The following is a 13,065-nucleotide window of genomic DNA, read 5'->3' as shown; positions in this document are numbered from 1 at the left end:
ATGCCTAAAAGCTTAGGCAAAATATATACAAAACTTCGATACCAATAAGTGTAGATGCTCATCATAAAAACAATTATAGACAAAGGCTATTTCTGCTTACGTGATATGCAAAACAGGCTGTACGTCCTTGCCCATTTTTACCGTGAGATATTAGCCATTGCATACGTAATTATTTATCCTTGATAAGCTGATAATTTATTTGCTAACGCCTTTAATAATCAGTAGCTCAAGACAAATTAATCTTACTGAGCTCACTATAAATAGAGTTGTTAATTATCATGATATCTTACAGCACCATTGTGAATTATCAACACTCACATAAACAAAATAAGCGCTAATGCTGACGCCAGTGCGCCAGCACCTGCCGCCACTGCTATACCCGTGCTATTGCCTCCACCTGCGCCATCAAATTGCGCGTCATTGCTTTGCTCTGCAACAACTGTTTGGCGTACTGCCTCTTGGGCATTAATCACATTATTACCCCACGTAGATTGTGATAATTTTGCTTTGACATAGCTCACATCTGCATCAGGCTTTAACGCATAGATCATAGCTGCAATACCGGCAACATGAGGGGCAGAGAAAGAGGTTCCTTCCAAGTAAAAATACCGACAATAAACACCTAAAGTTGAAGTCATACAAAACCCCGGTGAGATAATACCTTTACTTAAGTCAAGCTCCGCATCTTCGCCACCAGGGGCAGCTAGCACCAGACTCTGTAAAGGCCAATCATTTACTGCATAATTAGAATAGTCTGCTTTTATGCCATTATTATTCGTTGCTTCCACTACAATCGCGTTGATATTAGGGCAGCCTGCTGGGATGCTATTCCATACAGGTTGCCCGTAATTTCCTGCAGAAATAACAACCGTTACACCTAAAGCATTAACTTTGTTGATTGACTCTCGGTATGCGCTGCAAAGAGAGGGCAATACTACGTTTTTCCAATTATTTTCAGTTGCAGCCACCATGCCATCTTTACCAACTCTTGATATTCCTAGGCTCAAATTAATCACTTTTGTTGGCGTTTGATTGGGTTGAAGTTGAGCTATGCTTGCCATATCTTCACTATATATGCCCGCAGCCCACTCAATCGCCATAGTAATCGCTTCTGTTTTTGCACCTCCGACATGCCCAAAGACTTTAACAGGTAACACCATAATCTCATCCACATCACCGGCAACACCTGTCACTCTTGGACCTTGCGCAGCAATAACACCTGCGACTACTGTGCCATGAGGACCTTGCATTAAATCAGTATCAATAACTGAAGCAATTACATCCACTTTATCTTGATCATTAACATAAAAATAATAAGGCTGCGACATCTCCAAACGCCCTTGTAAATCCTCTGGCATAAATTCGGTAACACCTGAGTCAATCACGGCAACATAGGTTTTATTAAGTCCTGTAAACCTTAATTGTGCCCACGCCCCTTCCGCAGCAACACCCACGCCAATATGGTTATGCATATTCCATTGCTGCGACCATTGTCGAACATTCTCAGCTTGCAAAAATTCCTTTTGTATATCACTCAACACTTCAGGAATGACGGATTCAACCTGAAATGGCAAGCGGTCAATATGAATCGCTTGCGCATTGCCCATCACATAGGATTTGGTATTTTTGGGCAACGCTGAGCAGACATCATCATGTGTATTGCGATAGTTGTTAGCTGCTTTAAAGTGCGCCAATGGCGCACCGAAGTGATCGATAAATCGCTGATCTAAAACACTATCATTATCTGTATACTCAACAGTAATGACTTCACTCTTACGTGCTGTATCGCAATAACGCACCTGTAATTCAATCGCAAGAGAAGATAACGGTAAACAAAAAATGGCAATACATGCCAACGAGCTTCTTCTATAACTGTTCATAACTGACCCCACCAAGATAACTTAACATTACAAGGTTAACTATAGATCAGCTTTTTATTTTATCCATAAAAAGAACATTATTTAAACTTATAGCAGGGAAAGTTTTTGTTATCTCCCAATAGAAATATAGTCGAATCCTAAGCCTTTCATCCGTGACTTATCATACAAATTACGTCCATCAAAAATAATAGGGGTATTTAGTCGTGCTTTGATCTTACTAAAATCTGGACTTCTAAAGCTCTGCCATTCTGTGACCACAAATAAAGCATCGGCATTATGTAAGGCATTATACGCTTCATCAACAAGCTCGTAATCATCACGTTGACCATAAGCTTGTGCAAAGTTTTCCATTGCTTCAGGGTCATAGGCTTTGACTTTAACGCCATGCTGCCACAGTGTTTCTATTAAAACACGCGCTGAAGCTTCACGAATATCATCAGTATTTGGCTTAAACGCAAGCCCCCATACAGCCACTGTTTTGCCTTCAATTTCACCGTTAAAATAATCATTAAATTTAGTAAACAGGACTTCTTTTTGCGCATCGTTAACATCGTGCACCGCGTTTAAAATACGCGCAGTATAACCGTATTCACGCGAAGTTTGCCCAAGCGCGCGCACGTCCTTAGGAAAACATGAGCCACCATAACCACAGCCTGCGTAAATAAAATGGTAACCAATGCGTCGATCAGCACCAATACCAATACGTACTTTCTCAATATCTGCACCGACACGCTCAGCAATCTGACTCATTTCATTCATAAAACTAATCTTCGTCGCAAGCATTGCATTAGCGACATACTTAGTCATCTCAGCAGAGCGTACATCCATGATCATCAAGCGATTTTGATTAGGATCAAATGGTGCGTAAAGCTCGCGCATAACATCCGCAGCACGCTCGGAGTTCGCCCCCACGACGATACGATCTGGATGCATACAGTCACTAATAGCATCACCCTCTTTAAGAAACTCAGGATTAGATACCACATCAAAATCAAGTTTTACACCACGCTGATTGAGCACATTAGAAATTGCTTCGGTCACTTTATACTCAGTACCCACTGGAACCGTTGATTTATTGACAATGACCTTGTACTCATTCATGTCACTGGCAACGGTTTTGGCCACTTGCAAGACATATTGTAAATCAGCAGATCCATCCTCATCAGGCGGTGTCCCTACCGCAATAAAGATGACTTGCGCTTCATCAATTGCTGTCTTTGCTTCGGTAGTAAAGCGCAAACGTCCTTTGGTCACATTACGTTTAATGAGCTCATCCAAGCCCGGTTCATAAATCGGTGAAATACCTTTTTTTAGGTTATCGACTTTGGTTTGATCGATATCAACACAGCAAACATGATTACCCATTGCTGCAAAACAAGTTCCTGTCACGAGTCCGACATAGCCCGTACCAAAAATTGCAATCTTCATAAAATCTCACTTTTAGCTACTCAAATCGCCATCGATCATATCAGAAATAACGCCCAAATTCAGCGAATATTATTTTATGAAGTGTGATTATTATTACTTGCCATCACTAATTGCCATAACAAAACATCAAAAATCGCTATCGATAATCTCGATTTTCATACAAAATAGAGATCATCAACCACCAATTGCGATTTTTTTATGTTTAAGCGACTGTTAAATATTGACCCCAATTCGCAACAAAGCTACTTTTTATTTGGTCCAAGAGGCACTGGCAAGACATCTTGGCTGAGATATCACTTTAAAGACAGTCTTTATTTTGATCTGCTAAAAGAGGATACATACACCTATCTTCTAGGTGATGCCACCCGTTTGGATGCCAGCATCCCAGAGGGTTATAACAAATGGATCATTATTGATGAAATCCAAAAAATCCCTGCCTTATTGGATGAAGTGCACCGCCTCATTGAGGGGCGTAAATTACGATTTATTTTAACTGGTTCTAGCGCACGCAAACTCAAACGAAGTGGAGTTAATCTACTTGCAGGGCGCGCACTGATCAAACATATGCACCCAGTTACTGCCATTGAACAAGCTAATCATTTTGATATTGCCAAGTCTTTACATACAGGTCATTTACCAACGGCATTGCTTACATCCCAACCCAGCGAATATTTAAAAAGCTATGTAGCAACTTACCTTAAAGAGGAAGTATTGCATGAGAGCTTAACGCGAAATATTGCATTATTTGCACGTTTTTTAGAAACAGCGAGTTTCTCACAAGGGGAAACACTCAACTATACCGAAATCGCCAGAGAAATTGGCAGCTCAAGACATACAGTCGAGAACTTTTTTACTATTTTGGAAGATCTACTGATTTCCGCTCGTTTACCTGTTTTTACCAAGCGGGCTAAGCGCGATGTTGTCATGGCACCTAAATTTTATTTTTTTGATGTCGGTGTGTATAAAACAATACGTCCTATTGGTGTACTTGATTCACCAGAAGAAATTGATGGTGCTGCACTTGAGACGATTTGTTTGCAGGAGTTTAGAGCGTGCAATGACTATTACAACCTAGGATATCAGTTTTATTATTGGCGAACGCGCGCTCAACAAGAAGTGGATTTTATCTTATATGGTGAGCATGGTTTAATCGCCATTGAAGTTAAGCGCAAAAAGAAAATTAGTCGCAAAGACCTTAAAGGGCTGTTGACCTTTAAAGAAGACTACCCGATGGTAAGCTGCTATCTACTCTATGGCGGCGATGAAAAGCAGACATTAGATGGTGTCACTTTACTCCCCATATCTCTTGCATTAAAAGATGCTAACCTACTTTTAAAATCACCAGCGGATTACGCGCATAATTAATACACCTGCAAGTATCATGTTTCTTATGTTTCAAAATATTTCAACTATACTCTTGTCACGTATGGAAATTTGATGGATCAAATATGGCAAGGTTCTTAGTAGTTCTTTTTAGTTTTTTGTTTTATATACAAACTAGTTTTGCTAACAACAAAGTACCAAAGCCACCTGCAGAGGTGACAGTTGGTACTTATATCACGCATATTTATGATATCAATTTACAAAAAAAAACCGTTTCTACGATTTTTTGGTTGTGGTTTATTTATCCGGATCAGCTGATCATTGAGAACAATGAGTTTGACATCATCAATGCTGAAAAGTTCTCCGTTTTATATCAAAACACTCAACAACTCTCTGACAACAAAACCCTTAAGCAATATAAAATCCGTGCCACTTTATCTCAAGATTGGAGTTTTGAAAATTTCCCCTTTAGCACTAAACCGCTATCCATCATTATTGAAGATGCTGATTTTAATGCCCATACCGTTATATTTAGCACCGATAACATCAACTCTGATGTCGATCATGAGATGCCTTTAAGTGGTTGGGCGTTAGGCACTGATCACTGGCAAACCTATATCCATCACTATGATACGAATTTTGGCAATCCAGATAACCCAAATAGCACCGCTTATGCTAGGGCAATTTACTCGGTTGAGATGACACACACTAACATTCGCATGTTTATCCATATCTTTGGTATGTTATATCTTGCCTGCATATTAATTCTTGGCATGTTCTTTATCCCGATTAAAGATATTAAAAGCCGTCTAGCACTAAACTCGGCTGCAATTTTCGCCGTGGTCGGTAGCAAAATTTCCACCGACTCGATACTGCCACCATCTAATGCCATCAACCTAATTGATAAAATTCAATTAACCGTTCTGATATTTATGGTCATCACACTCATTACTGTTGTACTGAATTATTATCTTTGTGAAAAGCACCTCAAGTGGGCACATATTGTCAATGTCGGCTTTGCCATATTAACGGTATTAATGATTGCGTTGAGTAATGTGTTTTTTATGCTTGCCTAATCTTCAGTTATTGACTTGATGTGCTTTATTTTGCCAACACCCCGCCTCGTAAACTCGGCTCCCCTCTTGCAAAGAGGGGAGTGGGGCGACGGTGATTTTAATTCCCCTCTTTGCAAGAGGGGTGGCAGCCGTAGGCTGACGGGGTGTTTATAAAATCATAGTTTTTTCTAAAATGCGTAACTCCAATTAGTTACTATGCTTTTTCTGCAACCGCCGCTCATTAAAAAACGCTTTAAGCATCTCACTGGCCTCATCTGCCAAAATCTCACCTTCCACATTCAAATAATGATTTAAAAATGGCTCTGTATGTAACTGTGCTTTTGAACAAACGGCACCTGCTTTTGGTTCTTTGGTCGCAAAATAAAGCGTTTTGATACGTGCGTGCACCATCGCACCTAAACACATCATACATGGCTCTAAAGTGACATAGAGATCACACTCCGGTAAGCGATAGTTTTGCATTGTTTGCGCAGCACCGCGCAATGCAATAATCTCAGCATGCGCCGTTGGATCGTTATTCATAATCATCTGATTAAAACCTCTCCCAATGATTTGATTATCTTTGACAATAATCGCACCAACGGGGACTTCATTATGCGCTTGTGCTTTCTTTGCCTCTAGTAGCGCATGCGCCATCCACTGTTCTTTATTTGTTAACGTCATATTATTAATACTCACTACACACTATCTCGCCACTTAATACCGTTAAGTATTTTCTGATAGCGTAGTTTATTTATCTACACCTCAAGTTAGCCTATACTATACTACACTTTATCAACAACATGACCCTATAGAGCAAGATTAAGATGTTAAGGAAGACTATTCTTCGTATATTTTTTATATTTAGCCTGTTTAGCCTTAGCTTCTTATACGCTGCTGATGACAATAAAAGTGATTCAAAAGCACCCACTCTTGATATTGTTATTAATGGTATTAACGACAATAAAATCAAATCAAGCATTCTTGATAATATCAGCTTATCGCGCTTTAAGACGTTTGCTGTTTCTCACCCTAATCAAATGCAACTACTACTTAAAAAAAGTGATGATGAAATCAAAACGTTACTTGAGCCATATGGTTACTATAAGCCAGTCATTACCACAGACTTTAGTGTCAAAGATAACCTTTGGATTGCTACATTCAATGTCAAACTCAATGAACCATTACATATTGATGCCTTAACCGTTAACATCAATGGCTCAGGTCAACATTCTAAAATCGCTACTAAGACGCTAAATGACTTGCCACTAAAGCAAGGCGATATTTTAACGCAAACTGCTTATGAAAAATCCAAAGCATTACTGACTGATAGCTTTTTTAACGCGGGTTACCTCGATAGCGAACTCACAGAACATGAGATTCGCATTAATATGCTTAAATACACTGCTGAAGTCATCTTGAGCATTGATACTGGCGATCTTTATACGATTGGTGCTATTAATATTAAACAGCAGCGTTATGATTATGCCGAGCGTTTTATCGATGATATTATCAAGGTCAGCATCGGTGATGTCATGTCGCAGAAAAAGATCACCAAAGCCAATAAGCGTTTACAAGATAGCGGTTATTTTAGCAACGCTCAGCTTGTCCCTAAAATCTCTAAGCGTGATAAAGTTAACAAGACCGTCCCAGTGGATTTAAACTTAACTGCGGGTCATGCGCGCACTTATACTTTTGGTGTGGGTTATGGCACATTCACAGGTCCTAGGGTAAGCTTTGGTACGCTTTTTCGTCATGTTACCGATACCGGACAGCAGTTTTCCTTTAACGTCTTAGCGTCTCCTGCCAATAGTACCTTTAGCACAAGCTATGTTTTTCCAGGACAAGATCCACTACACGACAACTGGAGTCTTATTGCCGAGCAAAGCTATATTGAAACCGATACCTACAATGAACGCCAAACTAATTTTGGTATTGCACGCACTCACAAATATGGTAATTGGCAAACCACCGTGAGTTTGCAGCAATATCTTACCAACTACAATACCGTTGCCAACCCCAATAATACCAATGGTAAATACCTTGTTCCGGCTTTAACCCTTCTCTACGACGGCAGCTGGCAAAATGGTTTTTGGCGTCAAGGCTTAGTGTGGAATGAATTATTACAAGCTTCCATCAAATCCTCACTGTCGGATCAGGATTTTATTCGCAACAATATGAGCATTTATTACTCACTCCCCATTAATCCAGAATGGAATCGCTTACTCTTTGGTGCTAACTGGGGATTTATCACGGTTGACGACATCCAAAATGTCGCCCCAAATTTTCGTTTTTACGCAGGTGGTGTCAGTAACCTTCTGGGTTATCCCTTCTTAAGCCAAGGACCTAGCATTAATGGGAATGTCACGGGTGGGCGCTATCTTGCCACAGGTCTTGCAGGCATTGAGCAGCGTATTTATGGTAACTTCAGCTCAATGCTTTACTACAACTTAGGTAACGCTGCCAATAAGCCTAACTTTAGTGATGTTGAGATTTTGCGCGCAGCAGGCATTGGACTTAGCTATAAAACACCACTTGGACCCTTTATGGTATTTTTCACGCGTACATTGAATCATAATGATGAGCATTGGCGCTTTGATTTAAGCATCGGGATAAGCCTATGAGAAGCTTACGTAAAACAGTTAAATGGTGCTTAATCACGCTCGTAAGCCTAATATTGATCATTGCACTAGCGCTTGGATTTTTATTGTTTACCACGCCAGGCTTGAAGATAACGCAAAAAATCACCAATCATTTTTTGCAACCCCTTGGCATTAGTCTTAAAGGCAATATTTCAGGTCAAATTAATCAACTCAAACTAGATGAGCTTGATATTAAAAACGACACCGTCGATATTCGCTTAAGCCAAGTTGAGCTTTCGTTATCATTATGGTCCTTGATCAGTCGCCAAACGCTTGATGTTAAACGTTTATCCTTGGATAAAGTTTATGTTGATGTCAACACACATTCAACAGATAAAGATCACGATGATCAAGCGCAAGAAGATAATAGCTCCTTTAGCATGCCGCTTGCGCTCTATGCTAAAAACATTAACGTTAGTGATGTGAAGTATTTGATGAATAAACAATTAATCACTCATGCGACGAACGTCAATGCGGACGGTATGAATTTAGTTGATGACAAACTAGCGCTTAATAAAGTTTCTGCCAAGATCCCTGCTTATTCAGCCAGTGCAACGGTAAATAGCGGTTATATTATATTAAATGCGCCTTTTAAAACGCATTTAAAGGTCAATCTATCTGCTGCACAAAGTGATGCTAACATCACGAGCACCCAAACCCAAATCATTGGTAATTTTGCAGATAAATTTAGCATCATGAGCGATGGTATTATTCACTACAAAACAAGACCCTATCCTTACTCACTTATTTCCAGCTTTGATCAAGAGGGAATCATCAATAAACTAAAACTTGATCATCTTGCTACGATTAATAATACACTGCTGTTTAATGACCAATTGGACTGGTCCGTTAATCTCACCTCTTTAAACCCTGCAGTGCCACTTAAATTTAATATCGGTGGTAAGATTAATACCACTGATCATGATCTTCGACTTAAAACTAGCTTTTGTGATATCTTTAGCAATGATTCTGAGCTACGCTGTCATATAAACCTATCTAGCAGCGATGGTACTTTTCACCTAAATCAATTCAAGCTATTTAATCCACGCAATGATGATCGTGTGCAAGTCAAACTTGTGCAATCCAAGCAAAATATTCAAGCGCAATGGGAAGTTTTTGTGAATGATCTTAATGCTTACCCTTTTAATGTCAGTGGCAATATCTACTCACAAGGAAAAGTTGACATCAATGACAAGACAACCAAAGCACTCAAAATGACGCTTGATGTCCATGATTTTCTCTATAAGCAATTTGATCTTACTAAACTTGTGTTAGCTGTTGATAATCACGCATTAACACTCAATGCCGATTCTAATAAAATCTCAACACTCATTAAGATGCAATTACAAAATCTGTCACTGTCACAAATTACGGCGAGGCTCAATACTTTAAACTTTACCAGCAAAACCTTTAAGCAAGACTGGCATCTGACGAAAGCCGTTGATTTAGCACTTAGTCCCAATGAAAGTAGTATGAGTGATCTGTGCCTTCTGGCATCGAATGATAATCATTTTTGCATCAGTGCATCATTAGCACCTAATGCCATTACGATTCAAACATCTGGTGAGATAACTCCTGCGCAATTTATTCCTAATCTGCCTTATGGCGGTGATAGCTTTGCCTTAAGCTTCAAGGGGAACTATTTACAAAAACCTAATAGTCATCCCAAAGCCAATTTCAGTATCTCCGGACATGGGTTTTTCTTTGCCAACGACACCTCATGGTTTAAGCAATTGCAACAGATTGTGCCGATCCATCAGTTATCTTACACGACGAATATCAATACCGACTTATCACTTCAAGATCAAAAGTTTGCATTAAGCAGCAATGTTTCCTTTCCGCAAAACTCACTGGTACTTAAGCTTAATAGTGATAATTTTGATTTATATAATTTGAGCAAAGCAAAATTAACTGGCGCACTTGATCTGTCATCAACGCGCCTTGATTGGATCAGTAATTTTATCCCACAATTCCCAACATTAATTAATAAAGGCAGCTTACATAGCAGCCTACAAGTCACAGGTACTTTGTTTGATCCGCACGTTGATGGCGATATCGCACTTAAAGATGCGCAAATTGAGCTATTACCATTAAATACCACCTTAGATGATATCAATGCCAATATCCTGATACGCAATCCGCTGAATGCTAAGATCAATCTTACGGCAAACATCCAAAAATCGCCATTAACCGTCAGTGGATTAGTTGATTTGCATGGTGCCACACCAAATACCAATATTAATATCAATGGTAAAAAACTATTAGTGCTCAACACGCCTGATATGGAGGTCACGGTAAGCCCTACTTTAAATTTCAATCAAAGCAATGGCAGCAGTAACTTAAGCGGCAATATTTTTATCGATAAATTAATTGTCAATCTCGCTGATATGAAAAGCAGTAGTCTACAAAATACCATTCAAAACGATGTTGTCTATGTTAACAACAGTAATCAAGCAATACAAACACAAAAAAATACGCCATTTAGCATGAATCTCAATATTGATATGGGTAAAAATGCGCATATCTCAGGGCTTGGCATCGATACCAACATTCAAGGCAAACTAAATATCATTAGCCAACCGAATCAACCAATGCTTGGTATTGGGACGCTGCAACCAGTCAATGGCGTATTTAGCGCTTATGGTAAAACGTTTAGCGTTGACCCTAAATCAACTATCCAATTTAATAACTCGCCAGTTGATAATCCGATGCTAGCAATTACCACGTTTTACAATATCCCAACCTCTGTTAAGCTGACACAATCAAATGCACCTGATACCATCGGCATTGAAATCACTGGCATGGCAAATAATCCAAAAATTCAACTATTCTCTGATCCAAGTATGTCGCAAACAGATATTCTCTCTTATATCCTATTTGGTCAGACGTTAAATGATGCCAATAGTAGCCAAGCATCATCAGATGCGTTATCGCAAGCAGCACTTTTAATTGCAATTAATGAAGGTGGTAGCGGGGTCATTGATGAGCTTAAAGATAAATTATCACTTGCAGAGTTTTCACTTGGCAACTTGAACAATAATCCGACCAATACCACAAACAACACAACCGCTGAGCAAAACAACACGGCAGTTTTCATTGGCAAACAGGTAACCTCAAGGCTTTATTTAAGCTACGGTGTTGGGGTATTTACTGGTGAGCAGCAAGGCATTGCCACCTTTTCACTAAGTCCTAACTGGAAATTAAAAGGGGAAGTCACTAGTTTTGATCGTGGTGGTGACATTCTTTATCAAACACATTCTGAAAATTAAAAAATAACTATCCATTCTCTATCAATATGTCTATGCTTAGCACAAATTATTCAATGTTTGTAAATATCGATGTCATTCTCCTCATTAGGTTTAAGCAACGCCATCTTAAACGCACTCACCGAGCAAGGCTATAAAGAGCCATCTCCCATCCAACAAAAGGCCATTCCCGCTGTTTTAAGCGGGCGTGATGTACTTGCTGCAGCACAAACCGGCACGGGTAAAACCGCAGCCTTCACCTTGCCAATTTTAGAAATGTTAGCACAAGGACCACAGTCAACTGCCAATCAAACGCATGCCCTTATCTTAACGCCAACACGCGAGCTTGCTGCTCAAATAGAGGCAAATATTCAAGCGTATAGTACGAACTTGCACTTACGCTCTTGTGTCGTATTTGGCGGAGTTAAAATCAATCCACAAATGATGCGCTTACGTAAGGGTGCAGATATTCTCGTGGCAACGCCTGGGCGGTTACTTGATTTATATGAGCAAAATGCCATTCGCTTTGATCGCTTGAAATTTTTAGTCCTTGATGAAGCCGATCGCATGCTCGATATGGGCTTTATTCATGCTATTCGCAAAATTCTAACGCTTCTACCCAAAAAGCGCCAAAACTTAATGTTCTCAGCAACCTTTAGCCCTGAGATCAAAGAGCTTGCTAAATCTATTGTCCGTAATCCTTTAGAAATCTCAGTAAGTCCACCCAATCAAGCAGCACCCAAAGTCAAACATTGGATCGCTCCTGTTGATAAAAAACAGAAAGTTAACTTATTGATTAAACTCATTAAAACCCATAACTGGGCACAAGTATTGGTTTTTTCACGCACTAAACATGGTGCCAATCATCTTGTTGGCAAACTTGAAAAAGCGGATATCAAGAGTGCTGCGATTCATGGCAACAAAAGCCAAGGCGCACGCACCAAAGCATTAAGTGATTTTAAAAACAATGAAGTTCAAGTATTAGTGGCAACAGATATTGCCGCACGCGGCTTGGATATCAGTCAGCTGCCTTGCGTGATTAATTTTGATTTACCGAATGTGCCTGAAGATTACGTCCATCGCATTGGACGCACGGGACGCGCAGGCGCCACTGGAGAAGCAATTTCTTTGGTAAGTGCCGATGAGTTTCCACAACTAGCCGATATTGAAAAGCTCTTAAAAAGAGCGCTAGAGCGCGTTATTATTGATGACTTTGATCCAGTGCACAGCCTACCGCAATCTAATCCTCATAATTATAAGACCATCAAGAAAGTGACCCCTAAGAAGCCAAAGATTGAATATCGCGATGGACAAAAATAGCCCACGCGCCACCCTAAAGGCAATCGTCAAAGACAGAATCGCTCTGAGAAAAAATAATCTGCTAAAAATCACCCAGAACAGGGCATGCCCAATCATGGAAGATAAAAATGAACTTGATTATAGGTTTTGACCTATATATAGTGTGAACTATAATTTGAAGAAGGAAATATTT

General features: G+C 39.7%; 8 protein-coding genes. 5 read left to right on the top strand and 3 right to left on the bottom strand.

Translation table 11 applies throughout. From position 1 onward, the window contains the following. Positions 1-314: 314 nt before the first annotated feature. The gene (locus tag NYP54_RS08400) at positions 315-1,880 is read right to left on the bottom strand and encodes a S8 family serine peptidase (protein WP_283156129.1); all 1,566 of its coding nucleotides are present in this window, start codon (positions 1,878-1,880) and stop codon (positions 315-317) included. Between the two features lie 108 nt (positions 1,881-1,988). Further along, complete coding sequence (locus NYP54_RS08395) at positions 1,989-3,308, bottom strand: UDP-glucose/GDP-mannose dehydrogenase family protein (protein ID WP_283156128.1); 1,320 nt, start codon at positions 3,306-3,308, stop codon at positions 1,989-1,991. A 198-nt stretch (positions 3,309-3,506) separates the two neighbouring features. Here NYP54_RS08395 and NYP54_RS08390 point away from each other — a divergent pair, with 198 nt between their 5' ends. Further along, positions 3,507-4,673 carry an ATP-binding protein gene (locus tag NYP54_RS08390; RefSeq protein ID WP_283156127.1) on the top strand — a complete coding sequence of 389 codons (1,167 nt, stop codon included), beginning with the start codon at positions 3,507-3,509 and terminating at the stop codon, positions 4,671-4,673. Positions 4,674-4,756: 83 nt separating this feature from the next. Beyond that, the gene (locus NYP54_RS08385) at positions 4,757-5,707 is read left to right on the top strand and encodes a hypothetical protein (RefSeq protein WP_283156126.1); all 951 of its coding nucleotides are present in this window, start codon (positions 4,757-4,759) and stop codon (positions 5,705-5,707) included. Between the two features lie 186 nt (positions 5,708-5,893). Here the strand turns inward: NYP54_RS08385 and tadA are convergent, their stop codons facing one another. Then, positions 5,894-6,370, bottom strand: coding sequence for a tRNA adenosine(34) deaminase TadA (gene tadA / locus NYP54_RS08380; RefSeq protein WP_283156125.1), 477 nt, complete (start codon positions 6,368-6,370; stop codon positions 5,894-5,896). 143 nt (positions 6,371-6,513) lie between these two features. On the opposite strand from tadA, the gene NYP54_RS08375 reads away from it, so the two are divergent. The 3 genes from NYP54_RS08375 (at position 6,514) to NYP54_RS08365 (ending at position 12,893) form a co-directional block, all read left to right on the top strand. Next, positions 6,514-8,310, top strand: coding sequence for a POTRA domain-containing protein (locus NYP54_RS08375; protein ID WP_283156124.1), 1,797 nt, complete (start codon positions 6,514-6,516; stop codon positions 8,308-8,310). After that, complete coding sequence (locus NYP54_RS08370) at positions 8,307-11,597, top strand: translocation/assembly module TamB domain-containing protein (RefSeq protein WP_283156123.1); 3,291 nt, start codon at positions 8,307-8,309, stop codon at positions 11,595-11,597. Before NYP54_RS08375 ends, NYP54_RS08370 begins: the two co-directional genes overlap by 4 nt. Before the next feature lie 69 nt (positions 11,598-11,666). After that, entirely contained in the window at positions 11,667-12,893 is a 1,227-nt protein-coding gene (locus NYP54_RS08365; RefSeq protein ID WP_283156122.1) for a DEAD/DEAH box helicase, read from the top strand. Positions 12,894-13,065: the final 172 nt, after the last annotated feature.

The organism is Cysteiniphilum sp. QT6929 (genome assembly GCF_030035755.1).
GTDB classification, from domain to species: domain Bacteria; phylum Pseudomonadota; class Gammaproteobacteria; order Francisellales; family Francisellaceae; genus Caedibacter; species Caedibacter litoralis.
This window is presented reverse-complemented; position numbering and strand designations above follow the sequence as displayed.